Source organism: Microbacterium sp. NPDC055903 (genome assembly GCF_053615555.1).
The window spans coordinates 496654-521595 of record NZ_JBSHCA010000003.1; the positions used below are offsets into that span (position 1 = coordinate 496654).

Consider the following 24942-nt stretch of genomic DNA (forward strand, 5'->3'; position numbering starts at 1 on the left):
CGGAGCGCTCAGCTCTCGATCGGTCGCTTGGGCCTTGCCCAGCGGGCAGGGAGGTCGGCGCCGTCCCAGACCTGGATGACGCCCCAGAGGGCGGCGGCGATGGGCACGGCGAGCACGGCGCCGACGATGCCGCCGAGGACGGTGCCGACGGTCAGGGCGACGAGGATGACGAAGGCGTGCAGCTTCATCGAGCGCCCCATGAGGAACGGCTGGAGGAAGTTGCCCTCGAGCTGGTTGACGAGCACGACGACGCCGACGACGAAGAGGGCGTTGACCCATCCGTTCGCGACGAGGGCGACGAGGGCGGCGAGGATGCCGGCGACGGTCGCTCCGACGATGGGGATGAACGCGAGGAGGAAGACGAGCACGGCGAGCGGGATGTACAGCGGCACCTGCAGGATCATGAGGCCGATGAGGATGCCGATGGCATCCACCGCCGCGACGGTGGCCGTGCCGCGCACGTACGACCCGAGCGTGCTGACGGTCTTGTCGCCGATGCGGCGGGCGCGCTCGTAGTTCTCGCCGCGGAACGGGCGCAGGAGGAACTCCCACATCTGCGGGCCGTCCTTGAGGAAGAAGAAGAGGATCGTCACCATGAGCACGAAGCCGGTGACGAAGTTCGCGACCGCGCCGACGCCCGCGAGCGCGCCGGAACTGAACTGCGTGCTCGTGACGACGCCGGCGAGCGTGTCGATCCATTCGTCGATCTGATCCTGGTCGAGGAAGTCGAAGGGCAGGGTCTGAGCCCAGGCGATGACGTGCTGCACGCCGACCTCGGCCTGGCTGTAGAGCTCGTCCCACTGGTCGCGCACAGCCCAGACGATCAGCCAGCCGAGCAGGGTCAGGATCACGACGATCCCGAGGAGCGTGAGGAAGGTGGCGAGCACGGAGGGGACGCCGCGTCGGCGCATCCAGCTCATCACCGGGTGGAACGCGCACGCGAGGATGAGCGCGATGACCAGCGGGATCGTCACGAGGGTGAGCTGCTGGATAGCGAGGACGATGCCCGCGGTCAGCAGCACCACGACGATGATCTGGATCGCCCTGATCGCGAGCACGCCGAAGCCGTCAGCCCACAGGCTCCACGGCGCACGGCTCGCCCTCAGCTCGACGTCCTTCGACTCGAGGCGCACGGTCTGCGGGTTGCTCCAGAACAGTCCCATGCGGTCGAGGGTAGCCGGGGTCTGTGGGCGCAGGCCTGAGAATCATGGGAGAGTCGCCGCCGGCGCGTCCCCCTTTGCGCCCTACGCTTCAGCCCGACGCTCCGAGAACGCCGTGAGGTCCGTCGCCAGCACATGGAGCTTCGACGACGATAGCGCTGTGAGGCCGTTGCCGGAGGGCGGCGCGACTTCAACGCTCAGGGCCACACCCTCGAGAACGCGAACACCTCAACACTCGTCGACGACACGCGCAGCCAACCCTTGGAAAGGACCGCAGGCGCCTGCCTCGGCCGCGTGATGATTCCTTGGTTGAATGCAATGCTCCGAGCCTGTTGCACCAAGGCTGCGCTCTCTGCAGCCCGTTTCGCCAGGCGAACGTTCCTGGTCAGTGCGAACACCTCCGCGCCGACCAGCCCACAGTGAGCTCGCGGAAGAACGGATCAAAGCGCCATGTGTACGCAAAGAATCGTGAAGCATCTGCGCCTTCGTCCTGTTGGCGTGGAATCATCCAAACCGTGATCATTCTTCCAGAATTGAGAAAGAGAACGTCACGCCGACGACGGTTCAGTAATCTCACATCTCAGAAAGTATGACGACGGCTCCCAGGAGCAGCGAAAAACAGCCGACGAAAACACACACCCATGGATCGATCCGAGGATTGCTGAAAAGCTCAGCGCGCTCCTAACCGTACATCACGACGAGAAGCGCATAGATGATCTTCGGAATCGAATTTCTGAACACGATCTGAAGCACACCGAAGACGGCCACCAGGACACCAACAAGAATGGTCATGGCATGCCTCCTCGAGCGGCGGACGTACGCCCACTGTACTCCAGCAGAGCCAATGATCCAGCACCGCAGAAGCACCATCGTCCTGCGATAAAGTCGTATCCCCCGGAACAAACCCGCACCCGTCGTACTGCTAACCGAGAGCAACAGCCGTCAGCTATCTCCCGGTACGGATTCCTCACCGATGTCCTGCGAGACGCACCAAGCCGCACGGAAGGAACGACACTCAGAACGAATCAAGAATCATCTTCACGCCGAGCGAAATCGCCACGCCTCCAACCATGAGACACAACCAAGGATCAACTCGCGGGTTAGAGAATAGTTCCGCGTTGTCTTCCTTAAAGAAGAGCACGAGCAACGCACGTATGAATTTAGGGAAGACTCGAAAGAAGACTATTAGCAGAATGCCGGTAACCATTAACAACCCACCGAAAAAGAATCTCACAACTTTCCCCTCACTCCTGCTCTTACCAGGACCGGTACCACATGGTCCCGAGGTCACCGCACGTCGGGACGCCGAACCTGTCCCACACAAGTTCCTGACTCCGCGCCGGTCGATAAGGCCCGAGCAGCACCTCCCCCGCAGCCGTGAGAACTGTGATCATCGATCGATCGTCGATCGCCCAGGTAGCGTCACCCGTGTAGACGGATTGCTGATCCCATTCGACGCAGCGTGTTCCGCTTTGATCTACTACTTCGCCAATGGGAAAGCCATTGAGCACAGCCCGAGCGTCCTTCTTCAACTCAATCGTTCCCGTTGACATGGACTCGGAATGCACTTCAGGCACGAGAAGAATCGGAAGCGCGGCATTGAACTCAGCCTCGCTGCTGCGCCCGCTACTCAGCGCACTCCACGAGTAGAATCCTATTCCGACGACAAGGGCGAGGACGAGGATCACGAACACGGCGATTCTCGATCTGTCTACCATGTAGATTCACCCAATTCATAGCGGCTGGCGCGGACAGTACACCCGGATAGCACGATCAGCATTAATGCCAGACAGAGAATTGCTAAGCGTGAACGCTTTAGCGAGAGTCCGGCCATACGCCAATCAGTAGCCCTTACCCCGAGCGGTACCACATCGTCTCCAGATGGTCACAGAAGGGCGTGCCAAACCTGGTCCACACCAGATCACCCAGCGCTGGGTTGTACGGACCCAGCAAAGCCTCTCCATCTGCCGCGGTCATCGTGATCATGTAGTGATCGTCGGCAGTCCATGTGGCTTCGCCCGTGAATGTCGTCGCACCATCCCAATCGAGGCACGTTGACCCAGCGAAGTCGCGAATCTCTCCCACGGGAAACTGGATGAGAAACGCCTCGCCGTTCAAGTCGAGCTCCGCCTCTCCCATGGCAGCAGGCTCGGAATGCGCTTCCGTCGAGAGAGTGATCGGCAAGTCGGCTTCGGACGCAACCCTCGAGACCCAGTTCGTCTGCGAGCACCCCGAACACAAAGCGACCACGATTGGAAGCGCGAGTGCTCCGTGCACGGCGCGCGTTCTCGCTGAACGAGTCGATGCCAACTCTTTCCCCCCTTGGTCACCCTCCCCAGGATTACCAACTGGCCTGATTCTGGCATACCAACGCACCCGTGCAGCCCCCGGGTTACGATCGGTTCACCACCCGACGCAGGGCGAGAGGGAACGAATGCACGAGACGGCACCCGGCCTCACGGCTGAGCGGTTCGCTGAGCAGACCTCGGCGATCCTGGACACCATCGGCAGGGTCATCGACGGCAAGGAGGATGCCGTCCGCAGCGCCCTCGTCTGTCTGCTGGCCGAGGGGCATCTCCTCATCGAAGACGTGCCGGGCGTGGGCAAGACGATGCTCGCCCGCGCGCTGGCCGCGAGCATCGACGCCACGGTGCGGCGCATCCAGTTCACGCCAGACCTGCTGCCGGGCGATGTCACCGGCGTCAGCGTCTACAACCCCGTCGAGCGCGAGTTCGAGTTCAAGCAGGGCGCCGTCTTCGCCCACATCGTCATCGCCGACGAGATCAACCGCTCCTCCCCCAAGACGCAGTCGGCCCTCCTCGAGGCGATGGAGGAGAAGCAGGTCACGGTCGACGGCAGAACCCACGCCCTGCCCGACCCCTTCCTCGTCGTCGCCACCCAGAACCCCCTCGAGATGGAGGGCACCTACGCCCTCCCCGAGGCCCAGCGCGACCGCTTCATGATGCGGATCTCGATGGGCTATCCGGATGCCGCGGCCGAGGCGCTCATGCTCCGCCAGCGCGACACGGTGAACCCGCTCTCGACGATCCGGCCCGTGCTCGGCGCCGACGACGTCCGCACGCTGATCGCGTGGGCTCGGGCCGTGCACGTCGCCCCCAGCGTCGAGCAGTACGCCGTGGCTCTCGCGCAGGCCACCCGCACCGACCCCAGCCTCCACCTCGGCGCGAGCCCTCGCTCCACCCTGCAGCTCGTGCGCGCGGCGAAGGTCTGGGCCGCCCTCGACGGGCGCGAATTCGTCATCCCCGACGATCTCGCCGACCTGCTCGTGCCCGTCTTCGCCCACCGGCTGCTCCCCGCGCGCGGCGTGCACCGAGCCGGCGCCCAGCCCGTGGAGGTCGCGCTCGCCCAGATCCTCGAGCGCGTCCGCGTACCCGTCGCCACCCGCTCCTGAACCGCCCGCCCATGAGCACCCGACGCCGCCCACCGCTCACCGCCCGAGGGTTCGGTGCGCTCCTCATCGGCGTCCTGCTCGTCATCGCGGCGAACGCCGTGGCGGCACCCATCCTGCTGTACGTGGCGATGCTGCTCTTCCTCCTCACCGCGCTCTCCGCCCTCGTCGTTCACGCACCGCGCCGCAGCGGCACCGTCGCCAGGCAGATCTCCACCGATCTGCTCACCGTCGGAGAGCAGTCCCAGGTCGTCCTCCGATTCACACTGCGCTCGCTGCGTGCGCCGCACGGCGTCTGGCGCGATGCGCTCCCGGATGCCGTCACCGGCGACGCCACCGGTGAGTACACGCCGGAGAGCGACCTGATCCGCTACCCCATCACCGGGGTGCGCCGCGGCGTCTGGCCACTCGGCCCCCTGGTGCTGCGCACCACCGACCCCTTCGGCCTCGCCCAGCGCGAGCAGACCTTCGGCGAGGTCCGCACGGTCACCGTCGCCCCGCAGCTCGTCGCGCTCGCGCCGCTCGCCGCGCGACTCGGCGCCTCCGGCGGCACCGCCCAGCTCACCTCCAGCAGGCTCGGGCCCGGCAGCGACAACCTCTCCCCTCGGCCCTACGTCACCGGGGACTCGATGCGACGCATCCACTGGCGGGCCACCGCCCACCGCGGCGAGCTCATGGTGCGCCAGGAGGAGGAAGAGGCCAGCCCCGACGCGATCGTCGTGATCGACCGCGCGGACGGACGCTTCGCAAGGCCGGGAGACGCCGCCGACCCGCTCTTCGAGACCGCCGTCTCGGCCTGCGCGTCAGCCGCTCTGCACCTGGCCGGCGAGGGCTACGGCGTCGACGTCGTCGACAGCGCAGGAAACGTCATCGGCGCCCTCCGCGGGCACGAAGACGAACGCGACGAGCTCCTCGTCGCCCTCGCCAGGCTTCAACCGCAGGGCCACGCGGACGATCTCGCCGCTGCGCTGCGCGGAGCATCCCCCGGTCCGCTCGTCGTCATCACCGGCAGGGTCGACGAGGAACGGGCACGGATGCTGAGCACGAGCGGAGCATCCGTGCCCGTGCTCCTCAGCACCTCGCCCGAGGGCGCGGCACTCGCGGCTGCTTCCTCCCGCGGATGGTCCGCCGCGCGGCTGACGGAGGACGTCGCCGCGTCCTGGGCGGATGCCCTCGCCGACCGCCTGGTCGCAGGAGGCGGCGATGTCCCGCACTGAAACTCCGACGGGTGCCTGGGCGCTCGACCTCCAGCCGCGCACCGCCCCACTGTTCGGCCCAGCGGTCCTGGCCTTCGCCGCCATCCTCGTCGCCCTGTGGCCGTACACTTCGGTGGTCGCCGCCGGCGCATGGACTCTCATCGTCACGATCGTGGTCATCTCCGTGCTGCTCGTCGGCATCGTGATGCGACGACTGATGAGAGGTCGGGGGCGCACTCTCACCTCGCTGATCACGACGGTCGTGCAGCTCGTGATCGCGGTGATGGCGCTGACGCTCTTGCTCGTGCCTCAGACCGCCCTGCTCTGGGTGCTCCCCTCCCCCTCGTCCTTCGCGCTCTTCGAACGGTTCGCCGCCCAAGCGGCGGAGGAGGTGTACACCGGCGTCGCCCCGCTGGACGACTCCGCCGCTCTCACCGCCGTCCTCGCGATGGCCTTCGCCGCGATCGCGATCATCGTCGACCAGCTCGTCGCGGAGCGCGCCGCCCTCGTGACCGCAGCGCTGATCACCGTCGTCGGCGCCGTCCCGATGATCGCCACACTCGGCGAGCCGGACGTCGTCTGGTTCATCGCCCTCGCCATCCTCATCCTCGTGCTGCTGCGCCACACCGCCCGCCGCGACCGCAGAGGCCCTCGCACCGCATCCGTCCTCACCGCGGTGGGCACCGGCACCGTGGCGGTGCTCGTCGCCGTGATCATCGCGCCGACCCTCCCCGTCGCAGCCACCTGGACGACGTCGACCGGAGGCGTCGCCATCGACGCATCCCTCCGCCTCGGCGACGATCTTCGCCGCCCGGATGCCGTGCAGGTGATGACGATCGCGACGGATGAGACCACCGCGCCCTACCTGCGCGTCGCCACCCTCTCCCGCTTCGACGGCGAGATCTGGGGCCCCGACCGCGGCGACACAACCGAGCTCTCCGAGGGGTTCGGCGACCCGGAGTGGGCGGAGGACGTCACGGGCGACGCCAGGCAGACCTCGATCCGCGTGCTCGGCCTGTCGAGCGCCCGCCTTCCCGTGCCCTATCCCGCAGAGCGCGTCGTCGGCATCGGCGACGACTGGGAGATCATGCCCGGCAACCGCACGGTGGTCTCGGAACAGGCCAACGCCTCCGGTGCGGACTACACCGTGACCTCGGCGACGATCCGGCCCACGCTCGAACAGATCACCGCGACATCCGCCTCGGACCCCTCGATGGCCCCAGGGCTCCCCGACGACCTCCCCGAGATCATCGGGGAGACCGCACGGGACGTCACCCAGGACGCGGTGACCGACTACGAGAAGCTCATCGCCCTGCAGGACTGGTTCCGCCGCGAGTTCGACTACTCCATCGACACCCCCGTCGAGGAGGGCTTCGACGGCTCCGGCGCTGAGGCGATCGCCACCTTCCTCGACGTGCGCTCCGGCTACTGCATCCACTTCGCCGGCGCGTTCGCGTTGATGGCACGCACCCTCGACATGCCCGTCCGCATCGTCGTCGGCTATCTGCCGGGGCGTGCGACCGAGCAGACCCGCGGCGACGAGGTCGTCTACGCCGTGATGAGCGATCAGCTGCACGCCTGGCCGGAGGTGCACTTCGAGGGCATCGGCTGGGTGCCTTTCGAACCCACCGCGACGCTGGGCGTGCCGACGGCGTTCGTCCCGGCCGAGACGGACGGCGGCGCCTCCGGCGACCCGAACGCCCCGGAGGTCCCTCGCGCGACGCAGACCCCCGCCCCGACCAGCACGTCCTCGCTCGCCCCCGGCGAGCAGGCGGCAGGCCAAGGCGGCGGCGATTCGCTGCGGCGGCTCGACCCGATGCCCATCATGCTCGTCACCATCGGCGTCCTCGTCGCGCTGCTCCTGCCGGCACTGATCCGCGCCGTGATCGCGGCGCGGCGTCGGCATCGAGCGGCGGCCGGCGATGCGGCGAGCGCCTGGGCGGAGCTCGGCGACACCATGACGGATCTCGGTATGCCGGCATCCGACGCCCTCACGCCGAGGGCCCTCGCCGTCGAGCTTGCCCGCACGCGCTCGGTCGACCAGGCGGCGCTCGGCGTCCTCGTGGCCGCGATCGAGGAGGCGAGCTATGCGCGTTCCGCATCGGATGCCGGAGATCTCGCCACGCCGCTGGGCACGGTCCTCGCCGGCCTGCGCGAAGCATCCGATCCGCGCACCCGCTTCGTGGCACGATTCCTGCCTCGGTCGCTCGTCGTCGCACGACCCGCGCGCGACGCACTCGCCTGAGCGCCTAAAGCGTCACGCGTGGTCTGCGCACGCGACCGCGTCGCAGGTCGCGCAGACCACCTGCTGCACGCGGCAGCTGGCATCGGGGCAGTTCGCCGTGCGATTGGTCGGCGCACCGCATCCTGCGCACTCGCCGATCACGGCCGCATGATCGGAGAAGTCCACCGAGCCGCGTCCGTCGAAGACGTAGAGCGATCCGTCCCACAGGCCGTCGTCTCCGTACTCCTCGCCGTAGCGGACGATGCCGCCCTCGAGCTGGTACACCTCGCCGAAGCCCCTGGCCGTCATCAGGCTGGAGAGCACCTCGCAGCGGATCCCGCCGGTGCAGTAGGTGACGATCGGCGAGCCCTTGAGATCGTCGTAGGCGCCGGAGTCGAGCAGCCCTACGAAGTCGCGGGTGGTCTCCACGTCGGGGACGATCGCGCCGCGGAACCGGCCGATCTGCGCCTCGAGAGCATTGCGCCCGTCGAAGAAGACGACGTCGTCACGCGACCCGACGAGCTCGTGCAGCGCTTGGGGTGACAGGCGCTTTCCGCCGCCGACGACGCCCTGCTCGTCCACACGCAGCTCCCCTGGCGCCCCGAAGGACACGATCTCCTCGCGCACCTTCACGCTGAGCTTCGGGAAGTCCGTGCTGTAGCCGTCCTCGTCGATCGCGGTCCCCTCGCTCCACTTGATGTCCGCGTCCTTAAACGGGGCGTAGGAGCGGAAGGAGCGCGCCCACTTCTTCACCGCAGGGAGGTCGCCGCCGAGGGTGCCGTTGACCCCGTCCTTCGAGATGATCAGGCGTCCCCGGAGCTTCAGCGCCTCGCCGAGATCGCGCTGCCACAACCGGATCGCCTCGGGGTCGGCGAGCGGCGTGAAGACGTAGAAGAGCACGATCTTTGGAGTGGCCACTAAGAGATCCTAAGCGCGCCCCCGCGCACGCGTCCTGACGGTGCATGCGATAGGGTGCGGATACGAGCGTCGGAGCCGGTGGGGGACTGGGGCGGCCGGCCGCAGAGGCGGCATGCCGCTCGGAATGGAAACGTTTCGACCCAGAAAGAACGCACATGGCCGATGCCCCCGACGCCGTCACCGGCGGCGGTTCGGAGACCCGGGCGAACGCCGTCGCCGCATCCGAGGCGGCACGTGTCGCGGAGGCCATCAGGACGAGGATCCTCGACGGCGATCTCGCCCCCGGGCAGCGCCTCGTGCAGCAGGCCCTCGCCGCAGAGCTCGGCGTCAGCCGACTGCCAGTGCGCACCGCCCTCGGCATCCTGACACTCGAAGGCCTCGTCGAGACACGGGAGCGCCGCGGCACCATCGTGCGGCTGTTCACCGCCAGAGACCTCGCGAACCTCGTCGAAGTGCAGGAGGCCCTCGACCTCCTCGCCGTCCGGCTCGCTGCCGAGCGCGCCACCAACGCCGACATCGTCGGGATCAGGGATGCCGTGACGCGGATCTCCGCCGCCGATCGCGCCGATGACCTCGTCGCTGCGCGCGCCGTCGCCGTCGAGCTGCGAAAGCTCGTGATCGCGAGCGCGCGCAACAGCGTGCTCGCCCAGGCATCCGCCGTCATCGACCAGCAGGTGCGGCATCTGATGACGCTGCTCCCGGATGCGTCGTCGCTGGCGGATCGTGCCCGCAGCCTGCTTCGCGGAATCGAGAGCGGCGATGCGGATGCCGCCGAGTCGCTCCTCGCCGCAGCCGCGAAGGCGGCGCGCAAGGAGCACGCCGCAAAGCTGATGAGCATGCTCGGAGCACGCGAGGACGCCGACCACGAAGACGAGGTCGCCGAGCCGATGGGCAGCGAGTCGGAGGCCTACCACCGCGAGCAGCTGCGTCAGGGCGTGGAGACCGAACGGGCCCTCGCTGCGCTGCGCGCGCAGATCCTCGACCGCAGCAGGGCGCCGGGCAGCCGACTTTCCGAGCGCTCGATCGCCGAGGAGCTCGGGGTCGGCAGGATCCCGGCGCGTCTCGCGATCGAGACCCTCGTCGGCGAAGGGCTCGCTCAGGCGGGCGGACCCCGCTCGGCCGCGCGGGTGAAGCCCATGACGCCCGACGACGTCATCGCGATGCTCCAGGTCTCGGAGCGTCTGGCTGCGCTCACGCTGCGCATCGCCTCACACCGGTTCGGTCGCACGGACCTGCGCCGGCTGCGCACCCTCCTCGCAGAGGTCGAACAGGGTGTGGTCGACGGAGATGGGTCCGCCGTCGTGGACGCGATGGAACGGTTCCGGGTCCGCCTGCTCGAAGCCGCAGACAACGATGCGCTCACCTCCGTCGACCTCGTCGTGCGCTGGCGCCTGCGCCGGTATTACGGATTGATCAGCGATTTCGATCGTGCGCTCGCCTTCTGCCGTGCGCTCTACGACGCCCTCGCGTTCCGCGATCCGGACAGCGCCGAGGCGGCGATCCACGCCGTGTACGGCAAGGCCGCGGCCGCGTATCGTCCTGCGGACGTCCACGAGCTCTGAGCGCCTACGGCTGAGGGGGACGAGGGGCTCGCCTCCCCCCGGAGGCGAGCCCCTCCCTTTGGGGAGGTGCCCGAGGATACTTCCCAGAATCAGACTCGGACATTGGCAGGCTATCCCTTGGGATTCCAGATCACAAGCCGAGACGCGGGCTGGCATATGAAGTTATGAGAACTCTCATAGAGTCGCACGCCCTGTCTACGTTTGTTGGATGCCAGATCAAACAGCATCGTGAGGGCGTGTCCTTCGCACCTCCGGCGATCGGATAGACTGTTCAGGTTGTTCCTTGGTGACGTGTCCGAGCGGCCGAAGGAGCACGCTTGGAAAGCGTGTGTTGTGCAAGCAACCGCGGGTTCGAATCCCGCCGTCACCGCCAAAGAATCTGAGCCGCGACTCGTCCTGGACGAGGCGCGGCTCAGGTCGTTTCCGCTGGCAGTCTGCGTTCAGCCGTCGAAGCGGATGCCGTAGACGACGGTCCCCTCCGGGGCGTCCAGCCGCTGCATCCCGATCCGGTCATAGAACGCTCCGGCGCCCGTGTTCGCGGGGTCCATGCCCAGGTGCAGCCCCGCCACACCACGGCGACGCAGCTCGTCGAACAGCGTCTCGAGCAGTCGTCGCCCGAGCCCTTGCCCCTGCGCGGCGGGCAGCAGGTCGATGTGCAGGTGAGCGGGGTAGTCGGCGGCGTTCGGCTCCTTGCCCGGCCCGCGCCCGTAGGCGTACGCCAGCATCTTCTCCTCACGGGAGACCGGGTCCGCAGGGGCGGGGAACCGTTCCGCGAACTGCGGCCACCACTCATCGCGGAACCACTGCTCGAAGGCATCCGTGTCCTCGGTCGCCACGAGATAGCCGACGACCGCGCCGTCCTCGGCTTCGACGACCCAGCAGAGATCCGGTCGGCGCTCGGCGTACGGCACCGCGAACAGCAGACCCCACAGCTCATCATCGGAGAAGATCCCGGTGGCATCCGACCCGGCATCCGCCGTCTTCACGCACACCTCGAACAGGGCGGCGCGATCGGCGGGACGATAGGGGCGGATCCGGACCATGGGCTTCTCCTCGGCAGACGGGGCGGTGCTGACAACCTTAGCGGCGGAGCCGCGGCGCACCCACGGCAGCAGCACCGCGGCGACGAGGAGGCCGGCCGCCGCGCCGACCAGGGCGCCGCCGACCGTGTCGGTGACCCAGTGCACCGCGAGCACCGTGCGCGAACCCGCCATGGCGACGATCCACGCCACCCCGAGAAGAACCGTCCAGACCCGCGGGAACAGCACGCACACCACCACCGCGATCGTCGCCGCATTGGCCGTGTGCCCGGAGGGGAACGATCCGAAATCGCTCACGACGAGCATGTCCTCCGGGCGCGCGCGCCCGAACAGCTGCTTCAGCAACTGCACCAGCACGGCGCTCACAGCGAACGCGGCTACCGCGAAGACGGCGGCTCGCCGGCGCCGCGCGATCAGCAGAGCCGCCGCGATCCCGAGGGGCACGACGAACACGGCGATCCAGCCGCCGCCGATGCGGTTCATCACATGCGAGAAGGCGACGAGCGCATCCGGGCGCGCCTGCACCATCGCATCGTGCCACCAGACATCCAGCGAGGAGGGCGCATCGGCGCCGCCGGAGGTGAGCAGGATGCCGAGGAGCACGGCCGCCACGAGCGCTCCGCTCCCCCACCACGCCAGCCGTGCCATCCCGCCATTCTGCCGTGCGGTGGCCGACGCACCGGCATCCGACTCAGGGATTCAGCATCTCCACGGTTCGGGGTCGCACGATGAACCACAGCGCGACCACGGCGATGACGGCGCAGCCGACCATCACGCCGGCCATCGAGGTCGCCGTGATCCCCGCACCGCCCGCGACCAGCGAGACGACGGGCGAGATGATCGCCGCGACACCGTTGTTGCTCGCTCCGAGCACGGATGCTGCGGTGCCAGCCGCCTTGCCGTGCCGGTCGAGCGCGAGCACCTGCACGCAGGGGAACGTGAACCCGCAGGAGGTCATGAAGAAGAACAGCGGCACGACCGTCCCCCACAGCCCCAGACCGAGCTGATCGGTGACGACGATGGCGGCACCCGAGATCAGCAGGCCGCCCGTGGAGTACGCCAGCACCCACTGCGGCCCGAATCGCGCCGCCAGGCGGGAGGCCAGCTGCACGCCGACGACGACACCCAGAGAGTTGGCCGCGAAGAGCCAGCCGTACTCCTGCGCGTTCAGCCCGTGGGTCTGCTGGAACAGGAACGAGGATGCAGAGAGATAGGAGAAGAGCCCGGAGAAGGTCATGCCGCCGATGACGAGCACGCCGACGAACACGCGATCCGAGAAGACGCTCCGGTACCGCTGCCAGGTCGTCGCCGAGCCGCGGTCCTGACGCCGTTCCTTCGGCAGGGTCTCCGGGATGAGGAAGACGCCCGAGATGAGCATGACCGCGCCGTAGAGGGCGAGCACGACGAAGATGCCCCGCCACGGCATCACCGCGAGAAGGGCCGACCCTGCCAGCGGTGCGACGACGGGTGCGACGCCCGAGACGAGGGCGAGCCTGGACAGCATGATCACGAGCCGTCGCCCGCCGAAGAGATCCCGGACGATCGCCATCGCGACGACGCCGCCGGCCGCGGCGCCGATGCCCATCAGCACGCGCGCTGCCCCGAGCAGGAGCAGGCTCGGAGCGACCGCCGCGGCGACGCTGGCGAGCACGTGCAGAGCGGTCACCGCGATGAGAGGCACGCGACGCCCGACCTTGTCACTGAGAGGACCGACGACGAGCTGACCGATCGCGAACCCGATCATCGTGCCGGTGAGCGTCAGCTGGATCGCCGTCGCCGTGGTCTGGAAGTCGCTCTCCAGCACCGGGAACGCGGGGAGATAGAGGTCGATGGTGAAGGGGCCGAGCGCAGTCAGCGCGCCGAGCAGGATGATGTAGACGGTGCGACGGGCGGTCGAGATCGCATCGCCAGGGTGCAGCATGATCGGCGCCGTCGCCGGGTTCGCGCCCAGGGTGCGGATCGCACCGGTCGGGGTGGAGGTGCGGATGCTTCCGGTCGTGGTCCGGATGCTTCCGGTCGGCGTGCGTCCGGCGCCGTGCTCGTGGGCGGGGTTCGTGTCTTCGGGAGTTTCGGGCGTGGCTGAGTCGGTCAAGAGAGCTTCCGTGAGGCGTGTGTCGAATCGATTCGAGCAATCGATCCGACCATGCTACTCCTGCCCGGGACGCGACAGATGTCGGATCCCGCGACGATCGTCGGAGGAATCTCCCGGATTCGTCCGACAGGTGTCACAGCATCCGACATCTGCAATGCGACACGACGCAACGCGACGCGACGCGACGGATGCCGGCTCAGCGGGCGATGCGGGCGAGCCCCTGCTCGAGGTCGGCGATGAGGTCGGTGACGTCCTCGATGCCCACCGACAGCCGCACCACGTTCTCGGCGATGGCGAGCTCGGTGCCGCGCACCGAGGCGTGCGTCATGTCCGGCGGGTAGCTGATCAGCGACTCGACCCCGCCGAGCGACTCCGCGAGCTGGAACACGTCGGTGCTCCCGACGAACGCGCGCGCCGCGTCCGGTCCTGCGGCGAGCGCCAGCGACAGCATCCCGCCGAAGCCGCTCATCTGCCTGGCGGCGATCTCGTGACCGGGGTGAGAGGCGAGACCGGGGTAGAACACCGTCTCGAACTCCGGCCGCGCGGACGCCCACTCGGCGATGGCCTGCGCGTTCTCGGAGTGCTGGCGCACCCGCACCGCGAGCGTCTTGATCCCCCGCGTCGTCAGCCAGGCATCCATCGGGGCGGAGACCGCGCCGACCGCGAACTGCTGGAACTTGATGGGCTCGTAGAAGCGGTCGTCGCCGAACACGACGGCACCGCCGAGCACGTCGGAGTGCCCGCCGAGGTACTTGGTCGTCGAGTGCACGACGAGGTCGGCCCCCAACGAGAGCGGCTGCTGGAGCGCGGGCGAGGCGAAGGTGTTGTCGACGACGAGGATCGCACCGGCGGCGTGCGCGATCTCGGCCGTGGCGGCGATGTCGACGATCTTCAGCAGCGGGTTGCTCGGCGTCTCGAGCCAGACGATCTTCGTCTCGGGGCGGATGGCGCCGCGCACGGCATCGGCGTCGGAGAGCTCGACGGTCGTGGTCTCGATTCCCCACGGGGCCAGCACGCGGGTGAGCAGCCGGTACGTCCCGCCGTAGACGTCGTTGCCGAGGAGCACGTGATCGCCCGGCGTGAGGATGCCGCGCAGCAGAGCGTCCTCGGCGGCGAGCCCCGAGGCGAAGGAGAGCGCCTTCACGCCGCCTTCGAGCGCGGCGAGCTGGACCTCGAGCGAGGAGCGCGTGGGGTTTCCCGCGCGGTTGTACTCGTAACCGTCGCGGAACCCGCCGATGCCGTCCTGCACGTGGGTGGACGCCTGATAGATCGGCGGGATGATCGCACCCGTCGCCTTGTCGGGGTCCTGACCTGCATGGATGGCGCGCGTGGCGAAGGAGTGCTCGGACATGGCATCCAGCCTACGTCCGGGCACTCCTCCGCGTCGCTTCGTTACGCCGCGCTACCCCTTCGTGGAGCCTGCGAGCAGGCCGCGGACGAAGTACCGCTGCAGGGCGAAGAAGACGATCAGCGGCACGATGATCGACACGAACGCTCCGGCGGTGAGCAGGTACCAGCCCTCGCCGCGTCCGGTGATCTCCGCCAGCACCTTCGTGATGGGCGCTGCCGCTCCGTCGGCGAAGACGAGGGCGACGAGCAGGTCGTTCCAGACCCAGAGGAACTGGAAGATCGCCACCGAGGCGATGGCCGGCATCGTCAGCGGCAGCACGATCCTGAAGAAGATCTGCCCTCTGGATGCCCCGTCGACGCGCGCCGCCTCGATGATCTCGCCGGGGATCTCCGACATGAAGTTGTGCAGCAGATAGATCGCCAGCGGGAGCGCGAACATCGAGTGCGCGATCCACACCTGCGCGTACCCCTGCGAAGCATCCAGCCCCTCGGTGACCTGCACGCCGAACAGGTTGATGCCCCGCGAGAACGAGGTCAGCAACGGCACGAGCGCCATCTGGATGGGCACGATCTGCAGGGCGAACACGAAGATGAACAGCGCGTTGCGGCCCTTGAAGTCGATCCAGGCGAATGCGTACGCCGCCATCGCCGCGATCATCAGCGGGATCACGGTCGCCGGGATCGTGATCGCGATGGAGTTGACGAACGACTCCAGGATCGTGAGCTGCGTCGTGCCGGACTGCAGCACGTCGACGTAGTTCTCGAACGTGAACTGGGGGTTGACGAAGAACTCCCACCAGCCCGAGGTGTTGATCGCGTCACGGTCGCGGAACGAGGAGATGAACAGCCCCAGCGTCGGGATCGTCCACAGGAACGCGATGATGATCGAGGCGATGGACGCCCACGGCCGACTCAGCTTCTTGCGGGTGCGCCCGGCCGAGGCATCCAGCCTGCCACCGGTCGTGATCGCGCGCGTGCTCTGAGAATCGGTGGTCACGGCGCCTGAGCGAGGTGAAGTACTCATCGGATCTCCCGCTGCTTCTTGATCTGGCGCGCGTTGTAGATGACGATCGGCAGCACCAGGATGAACAGGACGACGGACAGCGCAGCGCTGCGCCCCGCCTCGAACTTCGAGAACTGCGTGTACATCTCGTTGGCGAGCACGCTGGTTCCGTAGTTTCCGGCCGTCATCGTGCGGACGATGTCGAAGACCTTCAGCGAGGCGATCGAGATCGTGGTCAGCACGACGATGAGTGCGGGCCGGATCGCGGGGACCGTCACCGACCAGAACCGCTGCCATGCGTTCGCGCCGTCGAGTTCCGCAGCTTCCAGCAGTTCCACCGGCACGCCCTTGATGGATGCCGAGAGCACGACCATCGCGAAACCGGTCTGCACCCAGATGAGCACCACGATCAGCGCGAGGTTGTTCCACGGCTCGTTGAGCAGGAACTGCTGCGGCGTGCCGCCGAACCAGACGATGATCTGGTTGAGCAGACCGATCTGCTCGAACTCCGGCCCGCGGTACTCGTACATGAACCGCCAGATGATGCTCGCGCCGACGAAGGAGATCGCCATCGGCATGAAGACGAGCACTTTGTAGATCTTCTCGCCCCGGGTGCGATCGATGAACACGGCATAGGCGAGGCCGACGAGCGTCGACACGGTCGGCACCAGCAGCACCCAGATGATCGTGTTCACGACCGAGGTGATGCCGTCGGACTGCGTGAAGATCCAGATGTAGTTGGCGAGCCCGATGAACTCGTTGCCGTTCGAGTTCCAGAACGAGGCGTAGATGGTCTGGATCGAGGGCAGGATGAGCCCGACGAGCAGCAGCAGGAACGCCGGAGCCATGAAGGCCACCAACTGGATGAGATAGCCCGCCCCGTCGCGGGAGCGGTAATCCAGGAAGAAGAAGAGCGCCCCGACGACGACGGCGACGCCCATGGCCCAGTACCAGGAGTTGAAGAACCACATCACCGCGAACGGGATGAGGAGGCACATCGCCAGGCGGATGCCGGTGTACAGCGCGCCCTTGCGCGGTGCGATGTCGACGAGCAGCAGGATGACCGCCACCACGACGGCGAAGGCGATCACCACCGCCACGGCTTGGAGGACCGGCGGCAAGGTGCCGATCCAGGAGAAGAACTGAGTCGCGTTCACGGATTCCCCTTCATGACGCGGAGTGGATCGACAGTGCACGCCTCATCGCGTGCACCGGGTGCGGGTCGGCCGCCCCACCCCCAGGCGGGACGGCCGACCGGGTGCGATCAGCTGGACGGCCAGCCGGTCTCGATCTGCGTCAGCACCTCATCGGTCGAGGTCCCGTTGATCCAGGCGACCATGCCCTTCCAGAACGTTCCGGCGCCGACGGCACCGGGCATCAGGTCGGATCCGTCGAAGCGGAAGGTCGTCTCCGGGTCCTGCAGGATCTTGATGGTCTCCTGCAGGATCGGGTCCTGGGCGCTCTCGGGGTCGAGCCCGTTGTTGGCCGAGGTGACGCCGCCGAGGCTGACGCGTGCGTTCGCCCACTCGGGGCTGGAGAGATACTCGAGCACCTGCTGCGTGGCGGCCGAGTCGCTGAAGGCGCCGACGATCTCGCCACCGCCGGTGACCGTGGTCTCGCCGGCGGTCTCACCGGGGAGCATGAACGCCCAGACGTCGCCGTCCTCCGCGATCTCGGTGCCCTCCGGGTAGAAGCCGGAGAGGAAGGACGCCTGGTGGGTCAGCGCGCAGTCGCCGCTCGCAACGGCCGTGGCGACATCGCCGAAGGCGGTCGAGTTGATCGAGCGCACGTCGCCGAAGCCGGCGTTGACGTAGTCGGGGTTGAGCAGCAGCTCGCCGACCGAGTCGAAGGCGCCCTTGATCGCGTCATCCGTGAACGGCACTTCGCCGGCGACCCACTGGTCGTAGACGTCGGTACCCGCCTGGCGGAGAACGTAGTCCTCGATCCAGTCGGTGCCGGGCCAGCCGGTCGCCGTCCCCGATTCGAAGCCGGCGCACCAGGGCGCAGAGCCGGTCGTGCTCTGGATGGTCGCCGTGAGCGTGTTCAGCTCATCGAGCGTGGTCGGAACCTCGACGCCCCACTCGGCGAACTTCGCCGGCGAGTACCAGATCCAGCCCTTGACGTTCGCCATCAGTGGGGCACCGTAGAACGTGCCGTCCACGGTGCCGTAGTTCACCCAGTCCTCGGTCCAGTACTCGTTCGCGTTCGCAGCGACCGCTTCCGGTGCGGGCTTGAGGAAGTCGCGCGAGGCGAAGTCGGCGAGCAGACCCGGCTGCGGGAAGATCGCGATGTCTGGCGGGTTGCCGCCCTGTGCGCGCGTGCCGAGCTGAGTCTCGAAGTCCTGGCTGCCCTCGTACTTGATGTCGATGCCGGTCTCGTCCTCGAAGTCCGCCCAGGACTCCTGCAGGAGCTCCGCCTCGGCGTCCACGATGGTGCCGTAGATGGTGACGGTCTCGCCGGAGACATCCTCATCCCCTCCGCCGCCTCCGCCGGAGGTCGGACCGCCCGGAGCCCCGCAACCGGCGAGGGCGATGCCCGCCGCACCGAGCAGGGCGATCGGCGCGAGCCGACGACTGCGCTGTGAAAGTCCCATGTGATTTCTCCTCTTCGAGTTTCACGTCCCACGGAAGTCCGACCGTCTCACCAGCGGCCGGTTCCGGAACCGATTCCAGGCCACCCTATTCGGCGGAGCCTTCCCCGCACAATGGGCAATCATCACAAGCAGGCAACCTTTTCGACGCCGGACGGACCGTCTCATGGGAGCGGTCCCTCGGGATCGCGGTGGAACCGGTTCCCTTGCCCGTCGCTTCGGGCTACGATGTGCTCCGTGCGCAACGCCGCGCACGGGTCGAGGAGGACGCATGAGCACGATCGCGGATGTCGCCGCGCGAGCCGGCGTCTCCAAGGCGACGGCGAGCAGGGCGCTGAGCGGACGCGGCTACGTCTCCGACGAGACGCGTCGACGCGTCGCCGAGGCCGCGAGCGCTCTCGCCTACGTGGCGCACTCCTCTGCGACGAGCCTCGCGACGGGGAGGACCGGCACGATCGCGGTCATCGTCCCGTCGATCGACCGCTGGTTCTTCGCTGAGCTCGTCACCGGCATCCAGGATGCGTTGCTGGATGCCGGGCAGGACCTCGCACTGTTCGGCATGCAGGAGGGCACCCGGATCCGCGAGCGCGTCTTCGAGGAGATCCTCCCCCGCCGCCGCTTCGACGGCGTGATCGCGGTGGGCATCCAGCCGAGCGCGCATGAGCTCGAGCGCCTCATCGTCCTCGACCGCCCGATCGTCAGCGTCGGGCCATACGCGCCAGGCGCGAGCGCCGTGTCCATCGACGACGCAGGAGCCGCACGGATCGCGACGGAGCACCTCCTCGATCTCGGCCATACCGCGATCGCCTTCGTCGGAGGCGCCGAGGGCGCAAGCGCCAGCATCGGAGATGAGCGCCGTGTCGCCGGGTACCGCGAAGCGATGGCCGCCGCGGGGGCCGCACCTCGCGTCTGTCCTGCTCCGTCGACCATGCCGGGCGGCTACGCCGCCGCCGTCGAACTCCTCAGCGATCGACGATCCAGGCCCACCGCGATCGTCGGCGTCTGCGATGAGGCCGCGATCGGCGCGATCATCGCCGCCCGCCGACTCGGCATCGCCGTGCCTGCGCAGCTCAGCGTGATCGGTGTCGACGATCACCGCGATGCCGAGATGTTCTCGCTGACGACGATCCGGCAGCGGCCGCGGGATCAGGGCCGCGAGGCCGTGCGGCTCCTGCTCACACAGCTGACGGATCCGGATGCCCGGGTCGAGCACGTCGCCGCGGCATCCGCGCTCGTGATGCGCAGCTCGACTGCTGCGCCGGCATCCTGACCCTGCCGCGGGTACGCGAAAGGCCCCGGGCGAACCCGGGGCCTTCCCACGCAGAAGCGTGAAGGTCTTACTTGAGGGTGACCGTAGCGCCGGCCTCTTCCAGAGCAGCCTTGGCCTTCTCGGCGGTCTCCTTGTTGGCGCCCTCGAGGACAGCCTTCGGGGCACCGTCGACGACAGCCTTGGCCTCGCCGAGGCCGAGCGAGGTGAGCTCGCGGACCGTCTTGATGACCTGGATCTTCTTGTCGCCAGCCGACTCGAGGATGACGTCGAAGGAGTCCTTCTCGTCCTCGGCAGCGGCCTCGCCAGCGCCACCCGCAGCGCCGGCAACGGCGACGGGGGCAGCAGCGGTGACGTCGAACTTCTCCTCGAACGCCTTGACGAACTCGCTGAGCTCGACGAGGGTCAGGCCGGCGAACTGCTCGAGCAGCTCCTCAGTGGTGAGCTTAGCCATGATGTATCTCCTAGATTGATGGGGTTTGTGAGAACGAGATCGCCGGTCGCTTACGCGGCCTCAGCGGTCTCCAGCTTTTCGCGAAGAGCGTCGATGGTCGCGGCAGCCTTGCCCATCGTCGCCTTCATCATGCCCGCAGCCTTCGCCAGCAGAACCTCACGGCTCTCGAGCGAGGCGTACTTGTTGACCTCGTCGGCGGTGAGGGCATTGCCCTCGAACACGCCGCCCTTGATCACGAGAAGCGGGTTGGCCTTGGCGAAGTCACGCAGAGCCTTGGCAGTGGCGACGAAGTCACCGTGCACGAAAGCGACGGCCGACGGACCCTTGAGGTCGTCGTCCAGCGCCGTGATCCCTGCCTTGTTGGCAGCGATCTTGGTCAGCGTGTTCTTCACCACGGCGTACTCGGCGTCCTGACGGATGCTGTTGCGCAGCTGCTTGAGCTGGGCAACCGTCAGACCGCGGTACTCGGTCAGCAGGACGGCGTTCGAGCTCTCGAAAGACTTCGCGAGCTCGGAGACCGTTGCATCCTTCTGCGCCATGGTCACTCCTTGGTGGATTCGGGGCGCCCCACGGTGGTGAGGCGTCGACCTCGACCGCCCACTCATGCAAAAACGCTCCGGCGCAAGCGACGGAGCGTGGAATCCAGCGAACTGGAGAAACGATCATGTCCCCTGCGCGGGCCCCTGCGTGAGCAGTGCTTCGATCCCCGTGCTCTCGCACGACGACGACCAGCGGTCTTCGGTTACCTCAAGGATACGTCATGGGCGCGCGGACCCCAAATCGACGCCAAGAGCCTTCACCATGCGGAAGTTCGTCATCTGCACGCCATCGATGACCGGATGCTGCTCCTTCTCCACGGCGAAGCCGAACCGCTCGAAGAATCCACGAGCGGTGAGGCTCACGTCGGAGGTGAGCCTCGAGACGCCGGAGCGGTGTGCGGTCTCCTCGATCGCGGTGAGGAGCGCGAGGGCGACACCGCGCCGCGCGTGCGCCGGAGAGACGAACATCATGTCGATGTACCCCGTGCCGCTGACATCGGAGAAGCCCGCGACCTCATCCTCGACGACGGCGACGATGGCGGCGCGCCCCTGCATCGCCGCATCCCAGCTCACGAGATCGCGCCGTCCGGGTCGCGCCCATGCCTCGCGCTGCGCGGCGGTGTAATGCTCCGCTGCGGTGACCATGATCGCATCGAAGAAGACGGCGAGGGTCGCCTCTGCGTCTTCACGGCGATAGGGACGGATGGCGACGGCCGGCATCCCTCGATCCTTCCAGACGCGGCGCCTCGCGGGCGGCGTGTGCGAACGACGGGGTCGGCGGCCGCGGGTAGGCTCGTCAGGTGACTCCGGAACTTCAGGCCCGTATCGTCGCGGACTCCCGCGACCGCGTGGCTTGGCTCCGGGCCCGCGCCCGCGGGATCACCGCGACCGACGTCGCCGGCCTCGCCGGCGAGAACTCCATCGCGCGCGCGGCGGATGCGAAGCTCGGCGGGGGCGCGCGCTTCGGCGGCAACGCGTACACCGATCACGGACGACGACGTGAGCCGGAGATCGCCGCGTGGGTCGCCGCGACCCACGGCATCCAGCCCTCGTCCGCGCTCTTCCGCGCGGAAGTCGAGCACCGCCATCTGGCGACCCCGGACGGGATCGTCGAGGATGCCGGCGGGCACATCACGCTCGCCGAGATCAAGACCACGAACAAGGACTGGCGCTCGATCCCCCGCACCTACCTCCGCCAGGTCTGGTGGCAGCAGCATGTGCTCGGCGCGGAGCGCACGCTGTTCGTGTGGGAGGAGCACGATCAGTTCCGCCCGATCCATGACGAGCCGCGATGCGTGTGGATCGATCGCGATGAGAAGGAGATCGGTCGCCTCGTGCACATGGCGACGCGCCTCATCGACGAGCTGTACCACCGCACCACGGGCCAGCGTCCCCCGCAGCACGCCCCCGCCGCGGACAGCAAGCGCGACGCGCTCCGTGAGCGGGACATGTTCCGCGCGCTCGCCCTCTCCGACTGAGCGGGCGTGCTCAGTGCTCGAGCTCCCGAGCCGCCTCTGCGGCGATCTCCGCAGCTATCGCGTCGAGCAGTTCGGAGCGGAGATTCCACTGCTGCCAGTACAACGGGACTCGCAGAGCTGATCCCCCGAGCGCGATGAGCTCGCCTGCCGCCTCTGCGCCCTTGGCTTGCAGCCGGGGAACCATGCCCCAGCCGAGGCCGAGACGCACCGCAAGCGCATAGTCGTGCGATGCGGGCACGTAGTGGCGGGGCACGCCCTGTTCCGGGACGCCCTGCTCGGCGAGCCAGCGATGCTGCAGCGAATCCTTGCGGTCGAAGTCGACGAACGGCGCCACCCTCAGCTGCACAGCATCGACGCCGTCGGCGAACCATCGCGCGGCGTACGCCGGCGTGGCCATCGCCCGGTACTCGAGAACCCCGAGCAGCGCGGAGGTGCACCCGGCGACCGGCTGGGCTTCGGACGTCACCGCGGCCATCACCTCCCCCGACTCCAGCAGCCGTGCGGTGAAGTCCTGATCATCACGGTGCAGGTCCAGATCGATCCCGTGCGAGGCCGCGAGGCGCGCGAGCGGAGGAAGGATCCACGTCGCCATCGAGTCGGCATTCACCGCCAGGGGCACGGATACGCGCCGCTCGGGTTCGGCGTCCAGACCGAATCCGCTCAGCGCATCGTGCTCGAGCAATGCCATCTGACGCGCCAACCGGATCACGGCCTCGCCCGCCGTGGTCGCTCTCGCCGGCCTGCCTCGCACGATCAGTACGCGACCCAGCTGCTCTTCGAGGGATTTCAAGCGCTGGCTGACGGCGGAGGGGGTGATGTGCAACAGCTGCGCCGCGGCATCGAGACTGCCGGCGTCGACGATCGCCGTCACAGTCGACGCGAGCTCGGAAGGAATGCGAGTCACATTAGCCATACTAATGCCAACGTACGTTTCCTCACTGGACCTGCACGGTCTGCGCCCATAGCGTGGCAGGGTGATCTCCTTCTTCTCCGGGCTCGGGCTCGGGCTCTCGCTCATCGTGGCCATCGGCGCGCAGAACGTCTATGTGCTCCGCCAGGGCATCCGTCGCGAGCACGTCGCCCTCGTCGTGATCATCTGCGCGCTCTCCGACGCGGTGCTCATCGTCGCCGGCGTCGCCGGCATCGGCTTCGTGATCGAACGAGCGCCCTGGCTCGTCACCGCAGCGCGGATCCTCGGAGCAACGTTCCTGCTCGGCTACGCAGTCCTCGCCGCACGGAGGGCGTGGCGAGGCGAGGAGGCACTCGACATCGGAGACGAGGACCTCACTGACCGCCCTCGCCGTGGCGCTGAGGGCAGCTCGCCGCAGACGACGCACGTCGCGACGTCTGCCATGCCCGTGGTGCTGACCGTCTTGGCCCTCACTTGGCTCAATCCCCACGTCTACCTCGACACCGTGCTGATGCTCGGCTCGATCGCCGCCACGCACGGTGCAGAACGCTGGTGGTTCGCGGGCGGAGCGGTCCTCGCCAGCTGCCTATGGTTCACGGCACTCGGCTTCGGTGCGCGCTTCCTCGCACGGTGGTTGGATTCCGCGCGCTCCTGGCGGATCCTCGACGCCATCGTCGCCATCGTGATGGCCGCGATCGCCGTGACTCTCATCCTTCCCGTGGTCAGCGGCTGAACCCCCTTTGCGCCAGAGACAGTCGAGGCCGCTCGGGTCCACCAGGCATCGTCTAGGTTCGAGGCATGGCGGAACTCACCGGGCGCTTGAGCCGCCCCGACTCCGTGATCGCATACGCCGACTCGGGCGGGGAGGGTCCCGCCATCGTGTTCACCCATGGCGCAGGACTCGACCATTCGATGTTCGACGACGCATTCGAGACTCTCGCTCAGCGCGGGTATCGCGTCATCACCTGGGATCTGCGCGGGCACGGACGTTCCGCACTCGCGGAAGGCGTCCGTTTCGACGGAGCCGATGCCCTGAGCGACCTCGACGCTCTGCTCGAGGCATGCGCGGTGCGCGAGCCGGTACTGATCGGGCACTCGCTCGGCGGCAATCTCGTCCAGGCATATGCCGATGCGCACCCAGACCACGTGAGAGGCGTCATCGTGGTCGATGCGGCCTGGAACGTCGGCCCGCTGTCGTGGTTCGAACGCTGGGGGCTCAGGATCGCTGCGCCTGCGCTGACGCTGATACCGGCGCGCAGGCTTCCGGGGATCATGGCCCGAGCATCAGCCGTCACGTCGGACGCCATTGCCAGAGCCGAGCTCGTCTTCGCGCGAATGCCCAAGGCAAGCTTCCTGGATATCTGGCGGGCGACGGTGGGCTTCATCGACCCGGCGCCGCAGCGGCGACTACCTGTTCATCTCGCTCTGGTCCGTGGCGCAGAGGACCGCACGGGCAACATCTCCACGGCCATGCCGAAGTGGGCACGCGCAGAGGGATTGCGCGAGTACGTCATCCCGCACGCTGGCCATATCGTCACGTGGGATGCCCCCGACAGCACAAACCGCGTTCTCATCGAGATCCTCGAGAGCTGGGGCCAGTCGAAGGCAGCGCGTTAACGCAGAAAAGCCACCCAGCATTGGGTGGCTTTTCTGGCTAAAAGAAGTCCGGCGGTGTCCTACTCTCCCACAGGGTCCCCCCTGCAGTACCATCGGCGCTGTGAGGCTTAGCTTCCGGGTTCGGAATGTAACC

General features: G+C 67.8%; 21 protein-coding genes, 1 tRNA gene and 1 rRNA gene. 9 read left to right on the forward strand and 14 right to left on the reverse strand.

All coding sequences use genetic code 11. The annotated features are described in order from the left end of the window. Nucleotides 1–8 precede the first annotated feature (8 nt). Entirely contained in the window at nucleotides 9–1163 is a 1155-nt protein-coding gene (locus tag ACWGJP_RS16150; protein ID WP_452330819.1) for an AI-2E family transporter, read from the reverse strand. A gap of 1848 nt (nucleotides 1164–3011) precedes the next feature. After that, a complete protein-coding gene (locus ACWGJP_RS16155; RefSeq protein WP_452330820.1) occupies nucleotides 3012–3299 on the reverse strand; it encodes a hypothetical protein in 288 nt (95 codons plus the stop codon). A 295-nt stretch (nucleotides 3300–3594) separates the two neighbouring features. On the opposite strand from ACWGJP_RS16155, the gene ACWGJP_RS16160 reads away from it, so the two are divergent. The 3 genes from ACWGJP_RS16160 to ACWGJP_RS16170 are packed head-to-tail and all read left to right on the forward strand — an operon-like array spanning nucleotide 3595 to nucleotide 8010. Further along, nucleotides 3595–4572 carry an AAA family ATPase gene (locus ACWGJP_RS16160; RefSeq protein WP_452330821.1) on the forward strand — a complete coding sequence of 326 codons (978 nt, stop codon included), beginning with the start codon at nucleotides 3595–3597 and terminating at the stop codon, nucleotides 4570–4572. Between the two features lie 11 nt (nucleotides 4573–4583). Beyond that, nucleotides 4584–5786, forward strand: coding sequence for a DUF58 domain-containing protein (locus ACWGJP_RS16165; protein ID WP_452330822.1), 1203 nt, complete (start codon nucleotides 4584–4586; stop codon nucleotides 5784–5786). Then, nucleotides 5773–8010 carry a transglutaminase family protein gene (locus ACWGJP_RS16170; protein WP_452330823.1) on the forward strand — a complete coding sequence of 746 codons (2238 nt, stop codon included), beginning with the start codon at nucleotides 5773–5775 and terminating at the stop codon, nucleotides 8008–8010. The genes ACWGJP_RS16165 and ACWGJP_RS16170 overlap by 14 nt, the downstream gene beginning before the upstream one ends. A gap of 12 nt (nucleotides 8011–8022) precedes the next feature. On the opposite strand, the gene trhO is transcribed toward ACWGJP_RS16170, so the two are convergent. Further along, nucleotides 8023–8907 (reverse strand): oxygen-dependent tRNA uridine(34) hydroxylase TrhO, encoded by an 885-nt coding sequence (gene trhO / locus ACWGJP_RS16175; protein ID WP_452330824.1) that lies wholly within the window; start codon nucleotides 8905–8907, stop codon nucleotides 8023–8025. Nucleotides 8908–9062: 155 nt separating this feature from the next. Between trhO and ACWGJP_RS16180 the strand changes: the two genes are divergently transcribed. Both ACWGJP_RS16180 and ACWGJP_RS16185 read left to right on the forward strand, forming a co-directional pair. Next, the gene (locus ACWGJP_RS16180) at nucleotides 9063–10469 is read left to right on the forward strand and encodes a GntR family transcriptional regulator (protein ID WP_452330825.1); all 1407 of its coding nucleotides are present in this window, start codon (nucleotides 9063–9065) and stop codon (nucleotides 10467–10469) included. 285 nt (nucleotides 10470–10754) lie between these two features. Continuing rightward, nucleotides 10755–10842, forward strand: a tRNA-Ser gene (locus tag ACWGJP_RS16185). 67 nt (nucleotides 10843–10909) lie between these two features. Here ACWGJP_RS16185 and ACWGJP_RS16190 read toward each other — a convergent pair. The 6 genes from ACWGJP_RS16190 to ACWGJP_RS16215 form a co-directional block, all read right to left on the reverse strand. Then, on the reverse strand, nucleotides 10910–12157 hold the full coding sequence (locus ACWGJP_RS16190) for a GNAT family N-acetyltransferase (RefSeq protein ID WP_452330826.1): 1248 nt from the start codon (nucleotides 12155–12157) through the stop codon (nucleotides 10910–10912). 43 nt (nucleotides 12158–12200) lie between these two features. Continuing rightward, nucleotides 12201–13430: a multidrug effflux MFS transporter gene (locus tag ACWGJP_RS16195; RefSeq protein WP_452330854.1), complete on the reverse strand. Its 1230-nt coding sequence runs from the start codon at nucleotides 13428–13430 to the stop codon at nucleotides 12201–12203. 367 nt (nucleotides 13431–13797) lie between these two features. After that, on the reverse strand, nucleotides 13798–14952 hold the full coding sequence (locus tag ACWGJP_RS16200) for a cystathionine gamma-synthase (RefSeq protein WP_452330827.1): 1155 nt from the start codon (nucleotides 14950–14952) through the stop codon (nucleotides 13798–13800). A 51-nt stretch (nucleotides 14953–15003) separates the two neighbouring features. After that, the gene (locus ACWGJP_RS16205) at nucleotides 15004–15975 is read right to left on the reverse strand and encodes a carbohydrate ABC transporter permease (protein ID WP_452330828.1); all 972 of its coding nucleotides are present in this window, start codon (nucleotides 15973–15975) and stop codon (nucleotides 15004–15006) included. Next, nucleotides 15972–17111 (reverse strand): carbohydrate ABC transporter permease, encoded by a 1140-nt coding sequence (locus ACWGJP_RS16210; RefSeq protein WP_452330829.1) that lies wholly within the window; start codon nucleotides 17109–17111, stop codon nucleotides 15972–15974. Before ACWGJP_RS16210 ends, ACWGJP_RS16205 begins: the two co-directional genes overlap by 4 nt. A gap of 107 nt (nucleotides 17112–17218) precedes the next feature. Then, entirely contained in the window at nucleotides 17219–18547 is a 1329-nt protein-coding gene (locus ACWGJP_RS16215) for an ABC transporter substrate-binding protein (protein ID WP_452330830.1), read from the reverse strand. Nucleotides 18548–18815: 268 nt separating this feature from the next. Between ACWGJP_RS16215 and ACWGJP_RS16220 the strand changes: the two genes are divergently transcribed. Beyond that, on the forward strand, nucleotides 18816–19814 hold the full coding sequence (locus tag ACWGJP_RS16220; protein WP_452330831.1) for a LacI family DNA-binding transcriptional regulator: 999 nt from the start codon (nucleotides 18816–18818) through the stop codon (nucleotides 19812–19814). 67 nt (nucleotides 19815–19881) lie between these two features. Here ACWGJP_RS16220 and rplL read toward each other — a convergent pair whose 3' ends face one another. The 3 genes from rplL to ACWGJP_RS16235 all read right to left on the reverse strand — a co-directional run bounded on the left by rplL (nucleotide 19882) and on the right by ACWGJP_RS16235 (nucleotide 21524). Next, nucleotides 19882–20265 (reverse strand): 50S ribosomal protein L7/L12, encoded by a 384-nt coding sequence (gene rplL / locus ACWGJP_RS16225; RefSeq protein WP_452330832.1) that lies wholly within the window; start codon nucleotides 20263–20265, stop codon nucleotides 19882–19884. A gap of 50 nt (nucleotides 20266–20315) precedes the next feature. Continuing rightward, on the reverse strand, nucleotides 20316–20804 hold the full coding sequence (rplJ, locus tag ACWGJP_RS16230) for a 50S ribosomal protein L10 (protein ID WP_452330833.1): 489 nt from the start codon (nucleotides 20802–20804) through the stop codon (nucleotides 20316–20318). Between the two features lie 219 nt (nucleotides 20805–21023). Further along, a complete protein-coding gene (locus ACWGJP_RS16235; RefSeq protein WP_452330834.1) occupies nucleotides 21024–21524 on the reverse strand; it encodes a GNAT family N-acetyltransferase in 501 nt (166 codons plus the stop codon). A gap of 80 nt (nucleotides 21525–21604) precedes the next feature. On the opposite strand from ACWGJP_RS16235, the gene ACWGJP_RS16240 reads away from it, so the two are divergent. Then, complete coding sequence (locus ACWGJP_RS16240) at nucleotides 21605–22282, forward strand: YqaJ viral recombinase family protein (RefSeq protein ID WP_452330835.1); 678 nt, start codon at nucleotides 21605–21607, stop codon at nucleotides 22280–22282. A 10-nt stretch (nucleotides 22283–22292) separates the two neighbouring features. Here ACWGJP_RS16240 and ACWGJP_RS16245 read toward each other — a convergent pair whose 3' ends face one another. Further along, on the reverse strand, nucleotides 22293–23186 hold the full coding sequence (locus ACWGJP_RS16245) for a LysR family transcriptional regulator ArgP (RefSeq protein WP_452330836.1): 894 nt from the start codon (nucleotides 23184–23186) through the stop codon (nucleotides 22293–22295). 70 nt (nucleotides 23187–23256) lie between these two features. On the opposite strand from ACWGJP_RS16245, the gene ACWGJP_RS16250 reads away from it, so the two are divergent. Continuing rightward, complete coding sequence (locus ACWGJP_RS16250) at nucleotides 23257–23925, forward strand: LysE/ArgO family amino acid transporter (RefSeq protein ID WP_452330837.1); 669 nt, start codon at nucleotides 23257–23259, stop codon at nucleotides 23923–23925. A 65-nt stretch (nucleotides 23926–23990) separates the two neighbouring features. Then, nucleotides 23991–24809, forward strand: a complete 819-nt coding sequence (locus ACWGJP_RS16255; protein WP_452330838.1) for an alpha/beta fold hydrolase — start codon at nucleotides 23991–23993, stop codon at nucleotides 24807–24809. Between the two features lie 46 nt (nucleotides 24810–24855). Here ACWGJP_RS16255 and rrf read toward each other — a convergent pair. Then, nucleotides 24856–24942: ribosomal RNA gene (rrf, locus tag ACWGJP_RS16260) — 5S ribosomal RNA — on the reverse strand; the annotation flags it as partial.